General features: G+C 33.8%; 23 protein-coding genes. 7 read left to right on the top strand and 16 right to left on the bottom strand.

Annotation, left to right across the window (positions count from 1 at the left end; genetic code table 11):
* Nucleotides 1–27: 27 nt before the first annotated feature.
* Nucleotides 28–633 carry a DUF4254 domain-containing protein gene (locus EKL99_RS13055; protein WP_126561354.1) on the bottom strand — a complete coding sequence of 202 codons (606 nt, stop codon included), beginning with the start codon at nt 631–633 and terminating at the stop codon, nt 28–30.
* Nucleotides 634–719: 86 nt separating this feature from the next.
* Between EKL99_RS13055 and upp the strand changes: the two genes are divergently transcribed.
* Entirely contained in the window at nt 720–1,373 is a 654-nt protein-coding gene (upp, locus tag EKL99_RS13060; protein WP_126454984.1) for a uracil phosphoribosyltransferase, read from the top strand.
* Here the strand turns inward: upp and EKL99_RS13065 are convergent.
* Complete coding sequence (locus EKL99_RS13065) at nt 1,368–2,297, bottom strand: DUF6427 family protein (RefSeq protein ID WP_126454982.1); 930 nt, start codon at nt 2,295–2,297, stop codon at nt 1,368–1,370. The two genes, upp and EKL99_RS13065, sit on opposite strands and share 6 nt — an antisense overlap.
* Before the next feature lie 143 nt (nt 2,298–2,440).
* Between EKL99_RS13065 and EKL99_RS13070 the strand changes: the two genes are divergently transcribed.
* Nucleotides 2,441–2,671, top strand: a complete 231-nt coding sequence (locus EKL99_RS13070) for a uracil phosphoribosyltransferase (RefSeq protein ID WP_126454980.1) — start codon at nt 2,441–2,443, stop codon at nt 2,669–2,671.
* A gap of 27 nt (nt 2,672–2,698) precedes the next feature.
* Here EKL99_RS13070 and purD read toward each other — a convergent pair whose 3' ends face one another.
* Nucleotides 2,699–3,973, bottom strand: a complete 1,275-nt coding sequence (purD, locus tag EKL99_RS13075) for a phosphoribosylamine--glycine ligase (RefSeq protein WP_126561357.1) — start codon at nt 3,971–3,973, stop codon at nt 2,699–2,701.
* Between the two features lie 132 nt (nt 3,974–4,105).
* On the opposite strand from purD, the gene EKL99_RS13080 reads away from it, so the two are divergent.
* Nucleotides 4,106–5,416 carry a phenylacetate--CoA ligase family protein gene (locus tag EKL99_RS13080; protein ID WP_126577099.1) on the top strand — a complete coding sequence of 437 codons (1,311 nt, stop codon included), beginning with the start codon at nt 4,106–4,108 and terminating at the stop codon, nt 5,414–5,416.
* Here EKL99_RS13080 and EKL99_RS13085 read toward each other — a convergent pair.
* The 3 genes from EKL99_RS13085 to EKL99_RS13095 form a co-directional block, all read right to left on the bottom strand.
* Entirely contained in the window at nt 5,400–6,182 is a 783-nt protein-coding gene (locus tag EKL99_RS13085) for a glycosyltransferase family 2 protein (protein WP_126577100.1), read from the bottom strand. The two genes, EKL99_RS13080 and EKL99_RS13085, sit on opposite strands and share 17 nt — an antisense overlap.
* Nucleotides 6,183–6,184: 2 nt before the next feature.
* A complete protein-coding gene (locus tag EKL99_RS13090) occupies nt 6,185–7,537 on the bottom strand; it encodes an exopolysaccharide biosynthesis polyprenyl glycosylphosphotransferase (RefSeq protein ID WP_126577101.1) in 1,353 nt (450 codons plus the stop codon).
* Between the two features lie 120 nt (nt 7,538–7,657).
* On the bottom strand, nt 7,658–8,641 hold the full coding sequence (locus EKL99_RS13095; protein WP_126577102.1) for a UDP-glucuronic acid decarboxylase family protein: 984 nt from the start codon (nt 8,639–8,641) through the stop codon (nt 7,658–7,660).
* A gap of 290 nt (nt 8,642–8,931) precedes the next feature.
* Here EKL99_RS13095 and EKL99_RS13100 point away from each other — a divergent pair, with 290 nt between their 5' ends.
* Entirely contained in the window at nt 8,932–10,038 is a 1,107-nt protein-coding gene (locus tag EKL99_RS13100) for a glycosyltransferase (protein ID WP_126577103.1), read from the top strand.
* Here the strand turns inward: EKL99_RS13100 and EKL99_RS13105 are convergent.
* The 7 genes from EKL99_RS13105 to EKL99_RS13135 form a co-directional block, all read right to left on the bottom strand.
* On the bottom strand, nt 9,974–11,278 hold the full coding sequence (locus tag EKL99_RS13105; protein ID WP_126577104.1) for an O-antigen ligase: 1,305 nt from the start codon (nt 11,276–11,278) through the stop codon (nt 9,974–9,976). The two genes, EKL99_RS13100 and EKL99_RS13105, sit on opposite strands and share 65 nt — an antisense overlap.
* Nucleotides 11,250–12,314, bottom strand: a complete 1,065-nt coding sequence (locus EKL99_RS13110; RefSeq protein WP_126561362.1) for a hypothetical protein — start codon at nt 12,312–12,314, stop codon at nt 11,250–11,252. Before EKL99_RS13110 ends, EKL99_RS13105 begins: the two co-directional genes overlap by 29 nt.
* Before the next feature lie 31 nt (nt 12,315–12,345).
* Nucleotides 12,346–13,656, bottom strand: coding sequence for an MATE family efflux transporter (locus EKL99_RS13115; RefSeq protein ID WP_197037250.1), 1,311 nt, complete (start codon nt 13,654–13,656; stop codon nt 12,346–12,348).
* 34 nt (nt 13,657–13,690) lie between these two features.
* The gene (locus EKL99_RS13120; protein ID WP_126577106.1) at nt 13,691–14,674 is read right to left on the bottom strand and encodes a hypothetical protein; all 984 of its coding nucleotides are present in this window, start codon (nt 14,672–14,674) and stop codon (nt 13,691–13,693) included.
* Between the two features lie 7 nt (nt 14,675–14,681).
* A complete protein-coding gene (locus EKL99_RS13125) occupies nt 14,682–16,361 on the bottom strand; it encodes a hypothetical protein (protein WP_126457763.1) in 1,680 nt (559 codons plus the stop codon).
* A 36-nt stretch (nt 16,362–16,397) separates the two neighbouring features.
* Nucleotides 16,398–17,897 carry a GH3 auxin-responsive promoter family protein gene (locus EKL99_RS13130; RefSeq protein ID WP_126577107.1) on the bottom strand — a complete coding sequence of 500 codons (1,500 nt, stop codon included), beginning with the start codon at nt 17,895–17,897 and terminating at the stop codon, nt 16,398–16,400.
* A gap of 67 nt (nt 17,898–17,964) precedes the next feature.
* The gene (locus EKL99_RS13135; RefSeq protein WP_126552842.1) at nt 17,965–18,486 is read right to left on the bottom strand and encodes a peptidase; all 522 of its coding nucleotides are present in this window, start codon (nt 18,484–18,486) and stop codon (nt 17,965–17,967) included.
* Nucleotides 18,487–18,700: 214 nt separating this feature from the next.
* Between EKL99_RS13135 and tatA the strand changes: the two genes are divergently transcribed.
* On the top strand, nt 18,701–18,874 hold the full coding sequence (gene tatA, locus EKL99_RS13140) for a twin-arginine translocase TatA/TatE family subunit (RefSeq protein ID WP_126454940.1): 174 nt from the start codon (nt 18,701–18,703) through the stop codon (nt 18,872–18,874).
* A gap of 40 nt (nt 18,875–18,914) precedes the next feature.
* On the opposite strand, the gene EKL99_RS13145 is transcribed toward tatA, so the two are convergent.
* On the bottom strand, nt 18,915–21,038 hold the full coding sequence (locus EKL99_RS13145) for a Tex family protein (protein ID WP_126577108.1): 2,124 nt from the start codon (nt 21,036–21,038) through the stop codon (nt 18,915–18,917).
* 64 nt (nt 21,039–21,102) lie between these two features.
* Here EKL99_RS13145 and EKL99_RS13150 point away from each other — a divergent pair, with 64 nt between their 5' ends.
* Nucleotides 21,103–21,381, top strand: a complete 279-nt coding sequence (locus EKL99_RS13150) for a DUF1294 domain-containing protein (RefSeq protein WP_126577109.1) — start codon at nt 21,103–21,105, stop codon at nt 21,379–21,381.
* Here the strand turns inward: EKL99_RS13150 and rpiB are convergent.
* On the bottom strand, nt 21,378–21,806 hold the full coding sequence (gene rpiB, locus EKL99_RS13155; RefSeq protein WP_126454933.1) for a ribose 5-phosphate isomerase B: 429 nt from the start codon (nt 21,804–21,806) through the stop codon (nt 21,378–21,380). The genes EKL99_RS13150 and rpiB overlap by 4 nt on opposite strands.
* A gap of 718 nt (nt 21,807–22,524) precedes the next feature.
* Nucleotides 22,525–22,758 carry a DUF2007 domain-containing protein gene (locus EKL99_RS13160; protein WP_126454931.1) on the bottom strand — a complete coding sequence of 78 codons (234 nt, stop codon included), beginning with the start codon at nt 22,756–22,758 and terminating at the stop codon, nt 22,525–22,527.
* A gap of 108 nt (nt 22,759–22,866) precedes the next feature.
* On the opposite strand from EKL99_RS13160, the gene rnr reads away from it, so the two are divergent.
* Nucleotides 22,867–25,056: a ribonuclease R gene (gene rnr, locus EKL99_RS13165; RefSeq protein WP_126577110.1), complete on the top strand. Its 2,190-nt coding sequence runs from the start codon at nt 22,867–22,869 to the stop codon at nt 25,054–25,056.
* Nucleotides 25,057–25,061: the final 5 nt, after the last annotated feature.

The following is a 25,061-nucleotide window of genomic DNA, read 5'->3' on the forward strand; positions in this document are numbered from 1 at the left end:
ATTTCTTTTGACAAAAGAGGGTTTAAATTATTTCTTGTTTTGGTACAAAACAGGATTCAAATCATCATCGTTGTACATTTTCATTTGTTTGTACACTTTCATGAATTTATTGCCATTTTCAATGTCTGTTAATAAATCATCAATGGCAGTTGACAAATCTGTTCTTTGTTCCAATAAAATATTCAACTTAGCCTGACATTTATCTCTGTGCTCTTGTGAAGCTTCTGTACGAGTAGCTTCTTCATTCATGTGATAAATTTTTAAGGCTAAAATCGACAATCGATCAAAAGCCCAAGCCGGACTTTCGGAGTTGATTTTTGCTTGGTCTTTTACTTTTACAGCACTGTATTTTTGAAGAAAATAACTGTCAATATATTCCACCATATCGGTACGTTCCTGATTAGAAGCATCGATTCTTCTTTTTAAGGTCAAAGCGGCAACCGGATCAATATTTGGATCCCGAATAATATCCTCAAAATGCCATTGCACGGTGTCAATCCAGTTTTTGTGATACAACAAATGTTCAAATTTATCCTTTGGGAAAGGATTATTTATGGGCTGATCAACAGTATCAAATTGATGATAATCGTTGATACTTTGTTCGAATACGGAGTACGCTAATTTTGAAAACATATCTTTATATATTAAAAGACAAAGATACTTTTTATACTTTTATACCATATAAAAATAACTATAAGTTTAATTACAAAAATACGACCATGCAAATCCATTATTTATCAGAGGAAAACAGCGTCCTAAATCATTTTTTAGGGCAGATTAGAAATGTGAACGTTCACAATGACAGCATGCGCTTCCGAAGAAACATTGAACGTATTGGTGAAATAATGGCGTATGAATTGAGTAAAGAATTACAGTATAAAAGTGTAGAAATCAAAACACCATTAGGCCTTAAAAAAACCACTGAAATCAAGGATCAATTGGTTTTATGTTCCATTCTACGGGCCGGATTGCCATTACATTTGGGTTTTCTGAATTATTTTGACTATGCCGAAAATGGTTTCGTTTCTGCTTTTAGGCACCATCCAAACCATGATGATTCCTTTGATATACTTGTGCAATACGAGGCCATTTCTGACATCAACAACAAAAATTTAGTACTAGTAGATCCTATGCTTGCCACCGGTCAATCTATCGTTGCGGTTTACAATAAATTGATGGAGAGAGGCACACCTAAAGAGATTCACATTGCGGTCGTTATTGCTGCTCCGGAAGGTATCGCACATCTGGAAGCACATTTGCCGGAAAATTGTCATCTTTGGGTCGCTACATTAGATGAAAAGCTAAATGAGCACAGTTATATTGTTCCCGGTTTAGGAGATGCAGGTGATTTAGCCTACGGTGAAAAGCTATAATTGCGTAAAAAAAGCAAACAAGCTGCAGGCAATAAGCACAAATAGTACCATTTCCTGTTTTAGTTTAAGTTGAGGCAGTTCAATGTGACTGGTTGCCATAATGGCCAAAGGAGCAAATGTAAACACTAATAAGTCGCTGCTTTTATTTGATGAAATCAGAAAAATAAGTACCCCAATAAAAAACGAAGCAACAATTTTTTTGAAAGAAGTGTGCACCACTTGTGGCCTGTTAGATAATGTGGCAAACATCGAAACCAGAAAAAATAGCGCGATTGTTGCATAAATAGACAAGGCGCCGTTTTGATAATTGGTAGTGAAATAATCAATTTTAAAATTAATTTTTACACTTTTCAAAACGTAATCAACCACATTCAGGTTGAAAACTGTTGCAAAAAGCAGAAACATAATTCCTGCAATAAAAAAAGCAATAAAAGGCAACATCCAGTTTCTATAATCTCTGGAAACATGAAAAATTATAGATATAAAAACCAATACGATAAAGATTATGCTCCAAAAATGAAATAAAGCAGCCAGAAAAATCCACAATGAGGCATCAAATATTTTTTCTTTAGAAGCTTTCAGGGACTGCAATGAAATCAATCGACGTAGGGCTAATAAAATGAAGAAATTCGAAATAATCAGATTTGTATTGTCGAATATAGTTGGGGAAAAAAGCAACAACAAAAAGTAAAAAAAAATCGTGTAGGTACTGTCTTTGCTCAATCCGTTTTTTTTGGCCACAAAATCGGTAATAAAAACAGAAGCCACTACAAAACAGAACAATCCTGCTTTATTTAGGATCGAAAAAAAGGAATTCACCCACGATAAATCTTGAAATTGGTATATAGAAAAGAAAACCAGCATCAAAATTACGACCAATGAAAAATTTAATGGTGTAGATTTTCTAAAAATACTTGTTATCATACGGATATTTTATACTTTTGTGTTCGTAAATATAATACTTGTTTAAAAAGCAAACCCTGCAAGTTCAAAAAGATTCTTCTAAATAAGAATTTTTACCCGTCAGAGTTCCCAAAAGACAACTACTAAAATTAATTTTATACATTATGAAAGCATTTTTCGAAGGAATACAATACTTATTTGTAAATATTTTATTTGCTCCTCTAGACTTTTTACGCTCACTAGAGCTTACCTCTTGGTTTGCTGCAAACACAATTAACTGGATTTTCATGATTATTTGTGCCTCAGCAATGGTATATTGGATCAAACAATTGAAAATTTTTGAAGAAGCAGGAACAGAAAAACAAGATACTACCGCTCACTCTTTCTTAAAATAAGAATTAAAAATGAGCGATAACTGGAAACTATTTTAAGTCGTTTCCAATATCTTTTCTAAAATACATCTTATCAAAATGTAGCTTGTCTATGTTTTGGTAGGATTTTTTTATGGCTTCTTCAAAATCATTTCCATACGAAGTTACGGTCAAAACCCTTCCTCCGTTAGAAACTACATTTCCGTTATCGAGTGTAGTTCCTGCGTGAAAAACAATCGAATCTTCAATGGTTTCTAATCCTGAAATTACTTTTCCTTTTTCGAATTCCTCCGGATATCCACCGGAAACAACCATAATGGTAGTAGCACTTCTTTCATCAATTTCCAGATTAATTTCGTCTAGTTTTTCATTGGCTACAGCCAAAAATAATTCTACTAAATCCGTTTTCAATCTCGGTATAACCACCTCAGTTTCCGGATCACCCATTCTCACATTATATTCTATTACGATTGGCTCATTTTTTACATTAATCAATCCAATAAAAACAAAGCCTTTATATGCAATTCCGTCTTTCTGGAAACCGTCAATTGTAGGTTTTACAATGCGTGTTTCTATTTTTTCCATCAAAACAGCATCAACATAAGGAACTGGAGAAACGGCTCCCATTCCGCCTGTATTTAAACCTGTATCACCATCACCTATGCGCTTATAATCTTTGGCAGTTGGCAGGATTTTATAGTTTTTTCCATCCGTAAGAACGAAACAGCTTAATTCTATACCGTCCAGAAATTCTTCGATAACAACTTTAGAACTGGCGGCACCAAATTTTTGATGCACGAGCATATTTCTTAATTCTTCTTTGGCTTCTGCCAAATCTTGAATAATCAACACCCCTTTTCCGGCAGCTAAACCATCTGCTTTCAAAACATACGGCGGTTGCAATGTTTCTAGGAATTTACATCCTTTTTCAACTGTTTCAGCAGTAAAACTATCGTAAGCAGCCGTTGGAATATTATGTTTTATTAGAAATTCTTTGGCAAATTCTTTACTTCCTTCCAGTTGTGCCCCCATTTTTGATGGACCGATAACCGGAATATGACTTAATGTAGCATCGTTTAGAAAGAAATCATAAATCCCTTTTACCAAAGGATCTTCTGGTCCTACCACAACCATTGCTACTTTTTCCTGAAGAACAAACGTTTTTATAGCTTCAAAATCAGTTGGGCTAATAGCCACATTAGTAGCTATTGAAGCTGTTCCAGCATTTCCTGGTGCTACAAAAAGTGTGTCACAAAGCGGACTTTGAATCATTTTCCACGCAAAAGCATGTTCTCTTCCGCCCGAACCCAGTAGTAAAATTGTCATGTGTAGTTGTGTTTAGTTGTAGTGCAAAAATAATTGCTTTTGTACGTAAAAAATAATTAATTTTTAAAAAGTTGTTCGTTGTCTGTCATTAGTTGTTGGTAAATATTATTTTTGATGAATTATCACTTTAAAATGCTCCCACTTTTCGACTTATCGTTGCAGCTAAATGGTTTTCCAATGAAGGAGGCTAAAGCCGAATTGCAAAAAATTGTAGCCTTTTCTGAAACAGAACTTGAAGTTTTCGTTGCAAATAAAAAAGTGGAAATTGTCCATTTTCATTTGCAAAATAATGCTTTTTACAAAGATTTAGTTGGAAATACAACTTTTACAAACTGGGAAGACTTACCGATTTTAAATAAAAAAAACTTACAAAAACCTTTAAAGGAACGGCTTTCGGAAGGCTATTCCGCTAAAAACAGTTACATCAATAAAACATCTGGTTCCAGCGGAACTCCTTTTATTTTTGCCAAAGACAAATACTGCCATGCGTTGACTTGGGCTTCAAACATGTATCGTTTTGGCTGGTATGAAATTGATTTTAATACTTCCTATCAAGCGCGGTTTTATGGAATCCCAATGAACTTTATTGGCAACAAAAAAGAACGTTTCAAGGATTTTTTGAGCCATCGGTTTCGGTTCTCCATTTTTGATTTATCAGATGCTGTTTTAGAAGGATTTTTGAATCATTTTCGAACTAAAAAATTCGATTATATCAATGGGTATACAAGTTCCATTGTTTTGTTTGCTAAATTTTTACAAAAGAAAAACATCGTATTATCAGCAATTTGTCCGAGTTTGAAAGTGTGCATGGTAACTTCTGAAATGCTTTTTGAAGAAGACAAACTCCTATTGGAAAAACAATTTGGCATTCCTATTGTCAATGAATACGGTGCATCAGAACTTGATTTGATTGCTTTTCAGAATAAAGAAGGAGAATGGCAAGTGAATTCAGAAACGTTATTTATGGAAATTTTGGATGAAAATAATCGAGTTGTTCCAAATGGTACTTCAGGCCGAATCGTGATTACTTCCTTGTTCAACAAAGCGCATCCGTTTATTCGCTATGACATTGGCGATCTTGGAATTCTAGACGAAAAAAGCACATTACAGAAACCCATTCTCAAGCAATTAATAGGCCGGACCAATGATGTTGCCATTTTACCCAGCGGGAAAAAATCACCTGGACTTACCTTTTATTATGTGACAAAAAGCATCATCGAGGACGACGGAAACGTGAAAGAATTTCTGATAAAACAAACCAAAATAGATACTTTTGAAATTGAATATGTGAGTGAAACCGAATTAAATTTGGAACAAATTGAAAAAATTAAAAAGGCGATTGAACAATATCTCGAACCGAATTTGAATTTTATATTTATCCGAAAAAAAAGTTTAGAAAGAAGCAATCGAGGCAAATTGAAGCAATTTAAATCGATGCTTTAATGGTCTTGGAATACCGTGGTTTGAGAATTAACTGCGTAAATAAAAACCCAACCATGCAAAGTGTTGCGCTAATTAAATTCAAATGATGATGCGTTCTGTACACGGCAAAATTATGCTTAACTAACTCCATTTTAGAAGCCGAAATAGAATTTTCTCGGATGCGATAAAAAGCTAAACTTTCCGGAACGGGCTGTGCAGTTTTTATTTTTTTGAGTACTGTAAGCCATTGTATCCAATCCTGACGCTTTCGAATGGGGGAAACAGCGATTTTTCCAAAGTAATTAGCTTCATAGATTCCCGTTAGATTCCCTATATAATTACAAAAAAATAACTGTTGGTAGGAAAGATGCAATGGCGCTTCAATTCTTTTGTTTAACGGGTTTCCCCCTTCGTTTATGCAATCATAAAATGAAAATGTGAAAGGAAGCTTATTCACTTTCATAAAATCAAGTTGTTTGTCTAGTTTTTCGGGTTTCCACAAATCATCCGCGTCTAAAAAAGCAATAAATTTCCCGCTAGCTTGGGCCAAAGCGGCACTTCTGGCAATTCCTGTTCCGGAGTTTTTTATAAGTTTAAAAAGGTGGATTCTGCTATCTTTTTTTGTGATTTCTTCAACTATAGATACCGTTTGATCCGTAGAGCAATCGTCTACAATAATCATTTCCCAGTTTTTATAGGTTTGATTTTGCACGGATTGAATGGTTTCAGTGATGAATTTTTCCGAATTAAAAGAAGGCGTAATTATGGATACAAGTGGTTTTTCCATTATTAATACGCTTTTTCATCACCTTTTATGGTGTTGTATATTGTGTTAAAAACAATCTTAATATCTAATAAAATAGACCAATTTTCTAAATAAAAAATATCAAATTTTACTCTGTTGATAATATCTTTATCTGTTTCGACTTCACCACGAAATCCTTTGGTTTGAGCAAGTCCGGTTATTCCTGGCTTTACAAAGTGGCGTACCATGAACTTATCCACCTTCAGCGCATACATTTCGGTATGACTTACCATGTGGGGTCTGGGACCTACAACGGACATATCGCCAAATAGTACATTTAAAAACTGTGGCAGCTCATCAATACTTGTTTTCCGTATAAACTGACCTACTGTAGTTACCCGAATATCATTTTTAGAAACCTGATTTATATCAGCTTCATCGTTTAATTCCATCGATCTGAATTTGTAGCAATTGAATTCTTTATAATTTAATCCGTTCCTTTTTTGGATAAAAAATAAAGGCCCTTTGGATTCCCATTTTATAAAAATTGCGAGAATTATGGTAAGCCAAGATAACAACCCTAGAATCACCACAACCGAAAATAAAATATCAAAAACCCGTTTGATCACCTTGTTCAAGCTATCGTCTAACAAGATATTTCTCAAGGAAATTACTGGAATGTAATTGTAATATTCAAAAGTAAAATTCCGGGAAAGAATCTGCTTTTTGTCCGGAATAAATTTTAATGTTTTTAGGTTATTGTCAGCAAAATATACAATTTCATTAATTTGACTTTGCGTCAAATCACTCATCGAACAATACATTTCATCTATTTTGTGTTCCAAAACAAAGGCAAAACTCTCCCTAAGCTTTCGCACTTTATCTTTTTTCAAGTCAAAAACTTTTTCTAATTTGTATCCATAATCTGGATTTTTAGTAAAAAACTGTTGTAATGGCTCCACACTTTTAGAATTTCCTAACAGTATTACAGTTCTAAAATTACCGCCAAAAAGCACTCTGTACCTTTTTAGAAAATAATAAATACACAGTTTAATGATTAGAATTAAGAACAGCGAAACTGAAGTGAAGAGAACGATTCTTTGAAAACTGGAGTTTTCAGAGTCAAAAAAAGCGAAGACGAGACAAAAAAGGGTAAATAAAACACCTTGTTTTAAAGCACAGTTTAATATAGATATCAATTTTGTGTATCTGTATACTTCATAAAACCCAAGATTGGCCGCTATAATAAACCAGCTGGCACTTATAAATAAGGAATAAAAAACCTTATTTACAGGAAAGTCAGACAAGTATACCGAAAGCACATTGATAAAGATCAAGTCTATTACAAATGAAAAAGGGCGAATGTAACCTGAATACCTTCCCGTTTTGGTTTTCACAAATTTATCTGATTAGAAAAAGTGTAATACTCTTCTTTTACTACTATAATCCATAATTACTCTGATGCTGAATTTTCATACCTAAACTTAGGTTTTTTAAACTGTTTTAAAATCGTTGAATTAAAAGATATATTTTGAGAAATCTTTATGCTCCTCTTTAGAAAGTTCTTCTTTAGATAACGATTTGAAATAATCATAGGTGATTTTCATTCCTTCGGCGCGACCCACTTTAGCTTCCCATCCCAACAAGTTTTTAGCTTTTGTGATGTCTGGCTGACGCTGCAACGGATCGTTTATGGGTAAGGGATGATACACCACTTTTTGATTGGTTCCGGTTAGTTTTATGATTTCCTCGGCAAAATCTTTGATCGTAATTTCGTCCGGATTTCCAATGTTGACCGGATAAACATAATCCGAATGCAGCAATCTGTAGATTCCTTCGACTTGATCGTCTACATAACAAAACGAACGCGTTTGCATCCCGTCACCAAAAATGGTTAAATCTTCTCCGCGAATCGCCTGACCTATGAATGCTGGAATAACACGACCATCATTAAGTCTCATTCTTGGCCCATACGTATTAAAGATTCTAACGATTCTGGTTTCTACGCCATGAAACGTATGATATGCCATAGTAATTGATTCTTGAAAACGTTTTGCTTCGTCATAAACCCCTCTTGGTCCAATGGTATTCACATTACCATAATATTCTTCGGTTTGCGGATGAACCAATGGATCTCCGTACACTTCAGAAGTGGATGCGATAAGAATTCGTGCATTTTTTACTCTGGCCAATCCCAACAAATTGTGCGTTCCCAAAGAACCCACTTTCAGGGTTTGAATTGGAATTTTTAGATAATCTATAGGACTTGCCGGGGAGGCAAAATGAAGGATGTAGTCTAAATTTCCCGGTACATGGACAAACTTAGTGATGTCATGATGGTAAAATTCGAATTGTTCTAATTTAAAAAGATGCTCAATATTTTTTAAATCTCCCGTTATGAGATTGTCCATTCCAATAACAAAATAGCCTTCCTTGATAAAACGGTCACATAAATGTGATCCTAAAAATCCTGCGGCTCCGGTGATAAGTATTCTTTTCATATTAATTATTTAAACGTAACAAATGTAATTGATTTGAAGAAAACTCACCCACAAACCGCATCTTTCTTTTTAAATTCGAAGCAAGAAATACAAGGCTTTCTAGGACATATCGTGCCGTGATCCACTATATCTTTGCTTTTTAAAAGAAAAAACAAAGGATACCGCTCCTCCCGGGGCTAAGGAACAACAAATTGCTTTTTCGGATTTGATTTTACATCAATTCTATCTCCGTTTATTGTAAAAGTGCAAAAGAATACTTTATTTTTGTTTCCCACGCAAAAAACAAACATTTGAAAGTTGTACATATAATTGAAGCATTAGGCGGAGGCATTTATACCTATTTTGAAGATCTAACCCATCATTTCGAAAAAGAAATCATTCTTCAAAAAGTACAAACTTCCATCCTATACAGTGCCAATCGCAAAGAGATTGACCCAGAAAAAGTAACCCAATTATTTGCTACTATTCCAACTGTCAAAATTGAGATGAGGCGAGAAATAAACTTCATTTCAGACCTTAAAGCATTACAAAAATTAGTCTTTGAACTTCAAAAAATCAAACCTGATATAGTCCATTTACATTCTTCTAAAGCAGGCGTTTTAGGGAGAATCGCTTGCAGTTTTTTGAACCCAAAACCAAACGTTTTTTATACACCGCACGGATATGCGTTTTTGCGTACCGATATTTCTACTATGGCCAAAAAAGGATATTGGTACATCGAGAAATTCTTTCAGAAAATTTTCGGAGGAATCACCATCGCTTGTGGTGACTCGGAGTTTGAAATGGCAAAGCAACTAGGAAAAGCCGAAATGATTAGAAATGGAATAGATATTTCTGCCATCGAAAACTATTCTCAAGCAGTTGATAATACAAAACTAACCATAGGAATTGCAGGTCGGATTACTGCGGCTAGAAATCCAAGACAATTCAATGCCATTGCTTTGCAATTTCCAGAGTATCAATTTGTATGGATTGGCGATGGAGAAGAACGCGATGAAATTACAGCCCCAAACATCAAAATTACAGGTTGGTTTATAGAAAAGAAACAGGTGTACGAGCAAATCAATGCTTTAGATATCTATCTTCAAACCTCGCTTTGGGAAGGATTACCTATCGCGGTTCTTGAGGCTATGGCATTACAAAAACCAATAATTGCGACTAAAATAAATGGCAATAAAGATACCGTTGTTCACAAAGAGACTGGCTTTTTATACCAAGAATTATCGGAGTTACCGGTCTATTTCAAAATCCTTGAAGATTCAAAAGTTAGAGCTCAATTTGGCAACAAGGGCAAAACAAGATGTAAAGATTTATTTAATACAACAATTAATTTCACAGCACTTCAGAAGTTGTATGAACGTTACTTTTTTGCTGCAGCCAAAAACTTCCAAAAATAGAAAACCAAAAGCCACTAAACGTAATTCCGTCGAAACGCAATAAAAAATCATCAGTCAAATTCGAAGTAAAAAAAAGAAAAAAGAAAGCAAAAATTAATGCGTTTTTTAAATCGATTCCCAGATAACCAATCGTTCCAATAAAAAGCAAAACCACTAGCGGCCCTAAAACACCAAACTTCAACAAAGAGTCTAAAAATTGATTGTGTGTAGGAAAAGCATATTTTGCTAAAAAATACTGATTCGTTTGTTTATAATAATTTACTAATTCTGGTTTTCCATCCGAAGCTCCAACGCCAAAAGGTAAATGTTGCAAAGATAATTCCCAAGCCGATTGCCAGATAGAAACTCTGGTTACGAGAGAATTAAAAACCTTTATTTCGGGATGATCAATTTCGTCAAGCTTCCCCACTTTGTCCATGTAAGCAAAAGTTACCGTGCTATATTTTTCTTTCATATACGAATTTTTTTGAATAAAGAGAAAAAGAACCCCACACACTACACCACCAATAACTACAGTATAAAGCAATACCTTTTTTAGGTCAAATTGTGCTGCAAAAAACGAAAACAATACCAATAAATACCCAACTAAAACATTGAATAAAGCCATTCGAGTATTAACTAAAAGCACGACAAAAAAAGAGATTACAAATATCAAAAAGGATATAAACACAAGTCCAATCTTCTTTTTCGATTGGCACCTTTGCAATAACAAATACAAGGCTGAAATACTCACAAAAACCAAGTGCATATTGAGAGCTGGAGCATGAATTCCGATAGAATTTGCAAAAACATAGCCCATTTCCCATAGGTGAATTCCATGCCAATACTTAGTGATATGCTCCGGAAAAACAAATACAAAACGCAACACAAAAGCAATCATTACTAACGTGGTACTATTTACATAAAATTGTAACAATTTTTGAAATGAAATGCGTTTGTAATTTCCCAAAATAATTATTGGAAATAAGACTAAAGAGACTGTCTTTTCTAAAGATTTAATACCTTGAGCAAAAGAATCATTGTTCCAAAATAGCAATAATTCTAACAAAAAAGGCGATGCGATTGTACTGGCTAAAATCAATGCCTTTCTAGATAACTTTATTTTCTTGAAATAGAACATATTAAAAATAGCGAAAGCAAAAATTAACCAAGTACAAGGCTTCCTGAAAATTAGCGTACAAGCTATCGCCACCAAAAAAAAAGAGAAAACTTTATTGAACTGCTTTTCGGAAATGGTCATAATAAAGAGCATAATAAATTAATGGGAAAACACCCATTTTGTGACGAATCGCTGATCCTAAATCAGGTTCAAAAACCCCTTGAATGATAAAAAAAGAAAATATAAAAAGAAGCATCCATAACTCGTAAACATATTTTTTTTTATCTTTTATGCAACGTGCCAATCGAACCAATAAAATATAAAACAGAAATAATTGCCAAATTACGAATAACAAAATTTGTGGAGAAAAAATATGCTTCAACCCATTAAGGGGTACATTTACAGTAAAAAAACCATACAAAATCCCTATGATTTCACCATACCAAGTGTCTGTTTTTACAGGTGAAACAATGCTTGAATTAGCATCAACAGATCCTAATCGGGCGCTATTTATAAGCTCTCTGCTTTGCTCTGAAAAAAATTCTCCTTGTACAAAGCCATAACTCAATGACAAAAAAATTACAATTACAATTCCGTAAAAAAGAGTTGCAAAAGTACGATTCGGAATCTTGACACAAGTAACCCAATACATTCCCATGGCTACGATAGGCAGTAGCGCAAAATAAGGCCTGTAGATAACTCCAAAAAACACAAAAAGAGACAAGGCTATAAATAAGGTAGTCTGAAAAGTAAAATGCTTATTTTGAAATAAGAAAACGATCACGGAGAGGTACAAAAAAGTAATAAACTCCTTGGAAGGCATTGCCATAAAAATCGCAATCATGATGAAAGCAAAATACACCAAAATATTCTTAATTGTAACTTTCTCAAACGTACTTGGAATTCCTATTTTATACAAAATACCCATTAAAATGGAAAACTGAATCAATGCAATTATTGAAAAAGGCAAATAACGCAAACCTGTAATTTTATAAAACAAAATAGTCAATGGGTAACTTCCAAAATAACCAATTTCGTTACCATTATCATAAGCAATTATAGCAGCATCATAAAAAAAACGTTTCGGTAAAATAAAACTCGCAGCAAAGGCCACAAATAGATTGAGTCCCACAAGGAGTAAAAAAGCTACTTTATTTTTTTTTATGAGTAAAGACATTTAGGTCTGATTGAAAATAGAAGTGACAAACTTAACTCAAAAACAACTTAATCCCGTCTTTGTAATACACAAAAAGAGCTGTTCCAAAATTCCAAAAAATTGCACTTGCCGAAAAAGCGATTGCCCCTCCTAACATTCCATAGGAAGGAATTAACCAATAATTGAGAATAAAATTAAGGCCAAGAGCGCCCAAAACAATACGTTGAAAAATTCGTTGCCGCCCAGTCATGTTTAAATAAACAGGAGCCGACCCAAAAAAGGCACAAAAACCTTGTCCCAAAACCAATACTATTAATGCCTCTTTCGCCGCTAAATAATTGGGGCCAAAAAAATTCAAAACAAACTCCGGAAAAATAAGCAATCCAATAACTGCGGGTAGCGTAATCGCTACAATTAATCGGGAACTATTTTGAACTATTTGCTGTACTTTTTCAATTTCTTTATTCGAAAAACTTGCTGCGATAGATGCCGAAACGGTAATGTTTATTGTCAAAATAATAACAGACAACAATGTCATTAACTTGACCGCCACCGAATAAAAAGCAACTGCTGCGTAACCTTGGTATTTTTTTAAAAACAAGATGTCAAAACTCATCATCAAAAAAATAGCCATTCCGCTTACGGCTATGGGAAAAGATTGAGTGATAATCTCTCGAGCTGAGAAACAATCCGTAGTGCAAATAGCTGTTTTTTTTGTAAAAAAATAAAAAGTTAGTACTGTAGTAACAACTCCCAAAAAAACAAAACTCAACAATAGAGCATCCACTAAATACAATTCTAATTGCCATTGAACTAATAAAACAGCCAGAACAATAATAGGCAAGTATTTAAAAACATTTCGAAATAATTCAGCTACTACTATTTCCTCTAATGCTCTAAAAACCTCAACGTTTAGAATAGCAAGTCCATAAAAAAACATAACTGCGGAGGCTTTGAATAGAAGGAAATAAGTTGCATTATCAGCAAAAAATTGTGTAATAACAGAAGCATCTAATAGTACAAAAAAAAGAAATAAAAGTAAGGATGCTAAAAACAGCATCAAAACCATTTTTAAATATACTTTCTTCAAATGGCCTAAAGAATAATTAGGATACAAACACCCTTTAAAATACAATATGGATTGGTCAAATCCTAGCAAACAAATACTACCGATTGCGAAAAGAAACGTACGCACAAAATCATATTGCCCAACTAGTTTAGGATCATATTTTTGAGTTAAAAACAAAGTAAAACCAAATAAAAGAACCACACCAAAAACCCGAATCAATAAGGTTAGTAAACTTTGCCGAACTACAGGATTTTGGACTGTTGTAAGTAAGTAGTATCGAATTGTTTTTAACACAATGGCTCTGTTTTGCAAAAGAAAAATATTTTTTTTAAGAAGCAATTACTTTTGATTTTGCTAATTGCTTTTGATAAAATCGAATGAACAAATGAATAAAAACAAATAATAATACTAGCAATACTGGAAATACAAACTTCATAACGCCATTTACTGATTTTGAAGTATCACTATTCAATGTGAATGTTACCTCTCTAATCGTTTTTTGAAAATTGATTAATTTTAATCGGTTTAGCCCTTGAATGTATAACAATTCCTGTTTGGTTTTAATAATATCATTCAGTTGTGTATTTTCATTATAATACATGAGCTTATCATTTTTTAATGCACTTTTTACATTGGCTGTAAACCCATTAAGAACTCCATTTATTTGTTGAATAATCGTGTCATTTTGAGTAATATCCTGTTTTAAATTTGCCAATCCTACCTTTTGTATGGCGGTAAAATATTCAGATTGATTTAGATAATTCAATAATGGTGTAATCAATTTTTTCTCACTAGTAGTTCCATTGGTAACAACCGCAATCGTATGGTACGTATAATTTTTACTAGTAATATTATCTTCAAGTACTTTTTTTACCTCTCCAACTTCTGCCATTAACTTAATCAACTCAAAGTTTCGCTCTTTATCTTCAATGAATTTATAAACATCAGCTATGGGTTTAATTTCAATTTTTATTAGATCTTCAGGTTGGGACAATCCTATTTCATTTTGTAAAAAAACGATATCGCCAGCATTAATTTTAGATTGAATCAAATTGATTTTTGCATACAAATAATCCACACTCCCAAAATTAGGAATTACAGTAATTTCAGTAGTATACAATTTATTATTCTTATCCAAAAACAATCCCAAACCAAAACCGATGATTAGTAATACTAAAACAACCTTCCATTGATTTAAAAAAAACTGAATACAATAGAACAACAGGGTATTCAACCTTCCGAACCCTTTTTTTAGCTTACTGGTAATTTGAAATACATCAATTTCTGAATCGCTATGCGCGTTTAAATTCATGAGCTAATTATTTTACGTTGAAAATTTGTTCTAATATTTTAATGGTAATCAAGTAAGTTGGTTTTACACCAGTGGTTCCTAGTCCGCCTGAAGCTAATGTACTTCCCGTTTCCAGCGGGTTATCTGATGCATAATACGCATATCTGACCTTCACATCATGTGGAACACTCTTTCTAATTTTTGAAGCTGATTGAATGGCTTTCTGGTAATAAGAACCTTCCATTTCCAACCCAATAATTCCCCAGGTCGACTCATGGAAAAACTTCAATAAATCCCTGTTCTGCAATGAAGTTCCTAAAACAGTAACCATGGGTCCGGCAAAAACAGCAATATCATTGCCTTCAAACATCTCAGCCGACAATTCATTATGGAAAAAATAATTATCTGCCGTTCCTTCATTAATGTGTGCATTCGGAATCATAATGTCCCCTTTTCCACCTTCCAGAATCCCAGCTTTCCCCATGATAGAAACCGATTCCACATTCAATAAAGTGTCTTTTTTAAACGGTTTCAGCAACTCATCAATCGTTTCATACGCCTGTTCCCCAAAAGCATAATCCATAACAATCAATACTGGCTTTTTATCTCCTGTACTCGCTTTAGGAAAAGATGTTTTTGCCCAATCAATTTTGGCCGTATCAAAAATCTGAATATCGATATTCGTTCCTGAGGTATCCGGCAACGAAATCATTCCAAATTTCAAGGCTACTTCTTCCACTTGGTTTCGCACAGCATCTGCTCCGGATTTACTCAATTCCTCGTAAATAAAGAAATCTGATTTGTCTTTGAACTTAGTTTTCAACACTTCGGTGGCAAAAATAGAATTCATCACACTGTGCATGTTCGCACTAATCACGTGAATAGGGCGGTCTAAAAGTTCGTTTTCTTCTAGCACTTCTTTAATTTTGGTAGCCCAAATTTCTCCGTGAATATGGTGTCCCAATCGTTCTCTTAAAATAGGACTAAAGGTGATTGTTCTCTTATTATCGTCTACAATTTCTTCAATGGCGAGTTTTCCCAACCAAAAGATAACATGCAAGAAACGATCTGGCGCAGCAGCTGAACCAAATGCGTCATAAATATCCAATACTTCCTCAAATGTTCTTCCCAGAATATTAGCGGCATGCGAAATGGCTTTCTCTTTTTCTACAAGAGTCAGTTTCTTCTTTTGGGAAACTGCTTGTTCCAGTTTGAACCAGTCGCGGGAAACTTCACCGGCGTCATCCAGTAAAACCCTGTTTCTAATTTTGTGTGATTCTATGAAAATAAACGTCAAATGCGTCAGAATATCATAAATATCTGAGCGTCCACGAGTAATCTCCACGTTCATTTGTTCCTCGTCGATACGGTAACAATTGCGTCGCCTTTTTGGCGGTACAATTGCCTGAAAATGCGATTTAGAATACCCTTCATCCGAAGTTAAATTGATAAATCTGCATTCTTCAATTCCAACTGGAAGACGTTCAATTACATATAAAAGTCCGTTCAATTCTACTTTTTCTTCGGCAATATTTCCATAAATTTCTGGTCGTAATGCTAATAATGCTTCGCGCAATGTATCGCCTGAAATTCCCATCGGTTTGTAAAATCCCCTGTTAAAAAGGTGGCGCATCGTGATGTACATTTTTTCAATTGCTGCCGAAGACTCTTGTGCTCTGGAGCGTGATATATTTTTTGTTTCTTTCATTTTCTACTTATTTTCTAACCTTCAAAGGTAAGACATTTATTTACTTTTTAACAAATCCACTATATTCCTATCATTAGAAAGTCTCGGGATTTTATTTTGTCCGCCCAATTTGCCAATCGATTTCATATAGTCTTGAAAACCATTTTTAGCCACTTTGGTGACAACCACTTTTTGCAACACTTTGCCCACAATCAAATCATCATAATACATGTTCTGTTTTCGCATGGCATTGTCCAGCGCTTCCGCAAAAGATACGCTGTCTTCCGGTTCGTTTTCAAATTCAATACACCATTCATGATACGGCAATCCCTCTGCAGGAGTGATTTGTGGTGCCACGGTAAACTCATTGATTCGAATGGTAGTTCCAAGAATTGCTTCCTGTAACGCACTTTCCACTTCTTTCCCAATTACATGTTCTCCAAAAGCCGAAATATAGTGTTTGATTCTTCCGGATACTATAATTCTGTAGGGTTTAAAACTGGTAAATTGAACGGTATCGCCTAAATCATATCCCCAAAGTCCTGCATTAGTAGAAATGATTAAAACGTAATTCACGCCCAGTTCCACTTCACCAATCGTAAAACGTCTTGGTCCCGAACCTTCGGGATTCGTATAAAATTCGTCCGATTTAATAAATTCATAAAAAATTCCCGAGTTTAAAAGCAGTAACATTCCTTTTTCTTTTTGTGAATCTTGGTACGCAAAAAATCCTTCCGAAGCCGGAAACAGCTCAATACTGTCTACTTTTCGACCTATCAAATTTTCAAATTTGGCGCGGTACGGTTCATAATTTACACCGCCGTAAATAAACAAATTGAAGTTTTTGAAGATTTCCCCAACAGGCTTCCCTGCTTTTTGATGCAATTTCTCAAAATACATTTGCACCCAGGAAGGAATTCCAGAAATCACAGCCATGTTCTCGTTGATTGTTTCCTCGACAATTGCATTCACTTTAGTATCCCAGTCTTCAATGCAATTGGTTTCCCAAGAGGGCATTCGGTTTTTTTGTAAATATTTTGGAACAAAATGCGCTACAATTCCAGATAAACGACCAAATTTTATTCCATTATTCACCTCCAGAAGTGGGCTTCCCTGCAAGAAAATCATTTTTCCATCTACAAAATCAGCGTTACCGGTTTCATGAATATAATGCAAAATAGCGTTTCTGGCTGCTGTAATGTGAAACGGCATGGATTCTTTTGTCAAAGGAATGTACTTAGCCCCAGATGTTGTTCCGGAAGTCTTGGCAAAATAAAGTGGTTTTCCTTTCCAGAGCACATCAACTGACCCCTTGACCACCTTATCAATATAAGGTTTTAACCCTTCATAATCTCGAACAGGAACCTGATTTGTAAAATCATCGTAATTTTTAATTTGGTCAAAATGATGGTCTACGCCAAATTGGGTTTTATTTGCGTCTTTTATTAATTGTAAAAAAACTTTTTTTTGAGTTTCAATAGGATCAGTAGACCAAGCTTGTGTGGTATTGTAAATTTTTTTTGCAAATAATTTTGCTGCAATTGATTTTAGTGACATTTCTTCCTTCTGATTTTAATTGTTTGAGCCGCTGGGCGCACTCCATTTTATTGTAATAAAAACTATTTTACTTTATTGGAGGTTGACCCTTACCTTTGTTGGAGGATCGCAGGGAATTTACATTTTTCTCTTCCTGCGCAACCTGTTGCCTCAATTCTAATTCTTGTTTTGATGCAGACATATCAACCTGTGAAGGCGCTTCCTCTGCCTCCGCGAGTATTGAATCTTTATTGAATTTTGCATATTCTAATTCTCCGGTCAGCACTTTTTGAATCGATTGGATATAGGCTTCGTTTTGTTTTAATGCGCGTGACAAAGAATCCGATTTTAAAGACAATTCCATTGCATCCTTTTTCAATTTTGAAGAAGAATAGCCCGGTATAAATTCTCGTAAAGGAGTGAATGCAATGATAAAGGTGGTGACAAATGTAATAATTATAGCGCCCAAAGTTGCTACCACAAAAACGTTCATTAGGGTAAGTTTCAATGAAAAAGTTTCTTCAAAAGTATCTTCGTTTAGTATGATTAAACGTCTTTTATTAAATAAATTTTCCTTTAATTTCTGTCTTTTTAATCCTTTGTCGGGCATCTTTTTTGATTATTTAACAAATATAACAATTATTGTCGTTGATTGTATTCGCTTTTCTAGGATCATATTTCTTAATCTTGCATTCGTTTTTAATAAATTTTTAACGTTTTTAAAATTAAAATAAATGAATTTAAATGAGTTTCTATTAATTAATTCTCTATACCTTTGCTGATAGGTTTATTACAAACTTGCTTCGGCAAAAAATTATCGTATTATGAGTAGTATAGGTGTTACAGAAATCCTTATTATATTGGCGGTTGTTTTATTACTTTTTGGAGGTAAAAAAATCCCGGAACTGATGAAAGGCTTAGGAAGCGGAATCAAAGAATTCAAAAACGCAGCTAAAGAAGATCCGTCAGCTGATAAAAAAGTAGACGAAACAAAATAAAAAAAGGCTTTTCATAATTTGAAAAGCCTTTTTTTATAATTTAAATAACCATCGTCAACTGAATTCTCTTTCTTTCCTCATCTACTTCGGTCACTTTGACTTGAACATGTTGGTGCAATTTAACCACTCCATTTACATCACTAACAAAACCGGCTTTGAGTTGCGAGATGTGAACCAACCCGCTTTCTTTGACTCCAATATCCACAAAACAACCAAAATTAGTAATGTTATTGATAATTCCCGGCAAAATCATTCCTGTTTTTATATCTTTTATCATTTTTACATTCGGATCAAATTCAAATACTTTAGCTGATTGTCTGGGGTCTAATCCTGGTTTCTCTAATTCCTTGATAATGTCTTTCAATCCCAATAAACCTATTTCTGGTGTACTATAGTTTTCTGGTTTTATCAAAGCGATTTTCTCTTTGTTGGCAATCAAATCATGCACCGTCAATTTCAAATCTTTAGCCATTTTTTCTACAATTCCATAGGCTTCCGGATGAACCGCTGAATTATCCAATGGATTTTTTGCATTCGAAATTCGGATAAAAGCAACGCCTTGTTGGTACGCTTTTTCACCCAAACGCGGCACTTTTTTAAGTTGTTTTCTATCTGTAAAAGGACCATTATCCGAGCGGTATTGTATTATATTTTCAGCCAGCTTCTCTCCTATTCCACTCACGTAACTCAATAAATGCTTGCTCGCAGTGTTTATGTTTATCCCAACTGAATTCACGCAACGAACCACTGTATTATCCAATTCTTCTTTCAACTTGTTTTGGTCCACATCATGTTGGTATTGGCCTACGCCAATGGCTTTCGGGTCAATTTTTACTAATTCGGCCAATGGATCACTTAATCGTCTACCTATAGAAACCGAACCTCGAACCGTGACATCATAATTCGGAAATTCATCTCTAGCAATTTTTGAGGCAGAATACACCGATGCTCCCGCTTCTGAAACGATAAAAACCTGGACCGGTTTGTCGAAAGCTATTTTCTTGATGAAGAATTCGGTTTCACGCGAAGCCGTTCCGTTTCCTATTGAAATAGCATCAATTTTATACGAATTTACCATCGAACGAATTTTTTTCATCGCCATCGCTTCCTCTTTTTGAGGCGCATGCGGATAAATAGTTTCATTGTACAACAAATCTCCTTTTTCGTCCAAGCAAACAATTTTACATCCGCTTCTAAAACCGGGATCAATCGCCAGAATTCGTTTTTCACCCAACGGCGGCGCCAGTAATAACTGTCCAAGATTGTTCGCAAAAACCTGAATAGAATTGGCATCAGCCTTCACTTTAGCTTCTTGCAAAGTTTCATTTGAAATCGCCGGATTCAGCAATCGTTTGTAACTATCTTCGATAGCTAATTGAACGTGCGGTGTGGTTTTATTTTCACTTTTTAAAACTAACGCATCAATAATAACATACGCTTCATCAATATCAACTTCTACTTTAACCTTAATAAAACCTTCATTTTCGGCACGGAGCATGGCTAATAATCTGTGTGAAGGTGTTTTAGTCAACGGCTCAGACCAATCGAAATATTGATTAAATTTTTGTGCTTTTTCATCTTCTTTCTTTGTTTTTACCACTTTAGTCGTAATAATGGCTTTGCGTTCGTACAATCGTCGGAGTTGCTTTCGAACATAACTATTTTCATTAATCCATTCAGCAATAATATCTCTGGCGCCTTGTAGAACTGCTGCTTCATTGCTTACTTTTTCGTTCAAATATTTTGTCGAAATAAAATCGACATCATCATTATTTTGCGCCATAATGATTTTGGCTAGTGGTTCCAATCCATTTTCTCTAGCCACATCGGCTTTGGTTTTTTTCTTCTTTTTGAATGGGAGATAAAAATCCTCCAATTCCTGTAAATCGAAACTTTGTTGTATTTTTTTTTCTAATTCTGGACTGAGCGCATTTTGTTCCTGAATCGATTTTAAAATCGCTTCTTTACGTTTTACAATCACTTCGTATTCTTTTTGAAGCTTTGCAATTTGTTCTATTTGTACCTCATCCAGATTTCCTGTTGTATCTTTTCGATAGCGAGAAATGAAAGGAATAGTACAATCTTCTTGTAATAATTGTACTGTTTTTTGAATGTTTATTGCTGCAGTCGCAACGACTTTTGATATGAATTGTATGTTGGTCATTTTAAATTTAAGATTATAAAATCATTTTGCTAAAATAGTATCTTTGAGTCAAAATTTCTTATTTATGTCTTTTTTATTCTGGTATTTTGCACTCATTAATTTGGTTGCTTTTTCAATAATAGCAGTTGACAAACAGCTAGCTGTAAATCAAAAAAGACGCATTTCAGAACTTAATTTGTTACTGCCAAGCGTTATTGGCGGAACAATTGGTTCCGGGTTAGCAATGCTTCTATTTAGACATAAAACCTCAAAAGAAAGCTTCCTTTTGAGGTTTTACGGAATTATAGTAATTCAAATTTTAATCTTTTTTGGACTGTATAATTTTGGAATAATTAAATTCTAGCAAGAAATTTTATCTACTCTATTTTGGTGTCTTCCACCTTCAAATTCAGTACTTAAAAATGCTTCAACCATTTCTACTGCTTGTGGAATTGAAGTGTACCGAGCGGGAATACTAATAATATTAGCATCATTATGTTGACGAGCTAAAACTGCTATTTCTTTCATCCAGCATAAAGCCGCACGAACTTTAGATTGTTTATTGACTGTCATAGAAATTCCGTTGCCACTCCCGCAAATAACAATTCCAAAATCAGCTTTTCCCTCTGCAACATCTGTAGCAACAGGATGACCAAAATCTGGATAATCTACACTTGCTGCTGAATCTGTTCCGTAATTAGTTACTTCATGTCCTTTTGCTTGAAGCATTTCCACAATTGCTTTTTTGTATTCCGGACCTGCATGATCGTTTCCTATGGAGATTTTCATATACTATGTATTAAATAATGTTGTGCAAATTTAAATAAAGTAATCTATTCTGATGAATTAAATAAGTCCTATTTATTTGATAAATTCAATTTAAATATACCTTTAAAATTGAATTTAATATTTTATTTTGTAACTATCAGATCCTTATTTAATTAACAGTTATTAACAATTCCTTTTAATCCATAAATAGTTGTAAATCAATATAAATTTTGTATTATAAATGTTAAAATTTTACATTGTTAATAACGAAATGCAATTGCTTGATATTCAGTTAACTTTAAATTAACGTACTATGTTCATAACTTAAGATAGAATCTTAGAACTATTTTTGGGTAATATCTAAAAAATAAGTAATCCAAAACCTAGTTTTTAAATCCTAATTTAGTTTCGTTAATTTTTAGAATAGTTATTAATATTAAAAAGTGGGTTATCAACAAAATAATGTTGTGTGAGTTATTTACAAAACCACTAATTTTTATATTATCAACCATTGTTAATTAAAATATAAAAAGACTTTAAAACTAATACTTTATCTTAAAATAAGTATGTTAATAACTTTTAACAACATCTTTAAACTTGATTTCAACCATTTTTAAAATAAATTTATTGCCACTATTAACATACTATAATAACAACCAAAAAATAATTTAAATTTAATTTTTCTTTTTATTTAAAATAATAGATGTTGACAACTTTCAAAAAAAGTACTGTTTTAGATTTAAACAATAGTCAGTTTTGTATTCAGGTTATCTAATAATTCCTGAACCTTTTCAAAATCATTAATATGAACTTTAAGTTTAATTCCACCATAAGCAAAACTGCCAAACGGATCGATGGAAACCAACGTTTCATTTTCAAAAAAATAGTTGATTTTTTCCTGTTCTAATAAATGCTTTAGTACCACAATTTCATGTGAATAATTAAAGGTTCTAATTATTTTGAAATCTTCCATTTTTTCAATTTTTATAAAGATACGAAAGTTATTTTTTTAATAAATATAATCCGTAAAATCTGTAATATGATATCTTCTTTGTAATTTTAGACTTTTAAGAACCGATTTATGAGTAAAAGACTAAGAAAGCCGATAAAAAAAGAGAAAGATTTCTCTGAAAAAATAATAAAAATATTATCGCAAAGTGCTAATAAAGCATTCAATTATAAACAGATAGGAGCAAAACTTGAGCTTGATGATACCGAAAGCAGAAATCAAATTATAAAAGATTTGAAGATTCTGGCTTCGCAAAACAAAATCATAGAATCAGAGCCGGGTAAATACTTAGTAAAAGCCGAAAGTAAGGAGTATTACGAGGGTAAAATTGATATGACAAGCCGTAAAACAGCTTATTTTGTTTGTGCTGAAATGGAAGAAGATGTTTTTATCCCGACCAATAACTTGAACCACGCCTTAGATAAAGACATTGTCAAAGTGTATGTATACAACCGCAGAAAAGGAAAAAGACCCGAAGGTGAAGTAATTGAAGTACTTGAAAGAAATAAAACAGATTTTGTGGGTGTAATTGACATTCAAGCTAATTTTGCTTTTGTTTCTACTGCAAATCCAAAAATGTATACCGATATTTTTATTCCAAAGGATAAAATAGGCGAGGCCGAACAAGGTGATGTCGTTTTGGTACACATTGAAGATTGGCCGGCCAGAGCTGATAGTCCTTTTGGTTCCGTAATAAAAGTTTTAGGAAAACCAGGGGAACACGATACAGAAATTCATGCCATTCTTGCAGAATATGGTTTGCCGTCAGAGTTTCCTATTGAAGTAGAAATGTTTGCACAAAAAATTGATACTTCAATAGAAGAAAATGAAATTGCTAAACGTCGCGATATGCGAGATACGTTGACTTTTACGATTGATCCAAAAGATGCGAAGGATTTTGATGATGCACTTTCATTTAAAAAACTAGAAAATGGTAATTACGAAATTGGTATTCACATTGCTGATGTTTCGTATTATTTACAAGAAGGAACAATCCTGGATGATGAAGCGTATCAAAGAGCAACATCAGTTTATTTAGTAGATAGAGTAGTGCCAATGTTACCCGAAGTATTATCAAACTTTGCGTGTTCGTTGCGACCAAATGAAGAAAAATATACGTTTTCGGCTATATTTGAAATTAACGAAACATCCGAGGTTATCAACCAATGGTTTGGTCGAACGGTAATTTACTCTGATCAACGTTTTGCGTATGAAGAAGCGCAGTATATCATAGAGACCAAAGACGATGTGATTCCATCAGAAATTTCGATCACGGCAAGTTCGTATCAAGTTTCGAAAGAAATTGTCGCTGCGACGCTAAAAATGGATGAATTAGCTAAAATTCTTAGAAAAAGAAGAATGGCTGAAGGAGCTATTACTTTTGATAAAGTGGAAGTGAAATTTAATTTAGACGAAGCCGGTGAACCGCAAGGCGTTTATTTTAAAGTTTCGAAAGATGCCAATCATCTGATTGAAGAATTCATGCTTTTAGCCAACAGAAAAGTAGCGGAATACATTGGAAAACAAAAGAAAACGTTTATTTACAGAATTCACGATGAACCCAATGAGGATAAACTTTTTGCAATGCAAGCTGTTATTGCTAAGTTTGGACATAAAATTGATTTTAAGCAAGGTTCTATTTCACAAGCTTTAAATAAATTAATGGAAGATGTAAATGGTAAAAAAGAACAAAATTTAATTGATACCCTTGCGATTAGAAGTATGAGTAAAGCCAAATATTCAACGGATAACATAGGACATTATGGTTTAGCTTTTGATTATTATTCGCATTTTACATCACCAATTCGTCGTTATCCGGATGTGATGGTGCATCGTTTGTTGCAACATTATCTGGACGGAGGTAAATCAGTAGATGAAGAAACGTATGAAACAAAATGCGTTCATTCGTCCACAATGGAAGGTTTAGCAACTAATGCCGAACGTGATTCTATTAAGTACATGCAGGTCAAATACATGCAAGATCATCAGGACGAGGAATTTTTGGGTGTAATTTCCGGTGTGACAGAATGGGGAATTTATGTAGAAATTATCGAAAATAAATGTGAAGGAATGTGTAGAATCAGGGATATAAAAGACGATTATTACACCTTTGATGAAAAACAATACGCACTTACTGGTGCAACTTCTGGAAAATTATTACAATTAGGAGATGAAATTTACGTTAAAGTAAAAAATGCTGATTTAGTTAAAAAACAACTGGATTTTAATTTTTTAAGAAGAATTGGAGAACCATTAAAATAAAAAAA

The sequence above is a fragment of the Flavobacterium sp. ZB4P23 genome (assembly GCF_003970375.1).
Lineage (GTDB): Bacteria > Bacteroidota > Bacteroidia > Flavobacteriales > Flavobacteriaceae > Flavobacterium.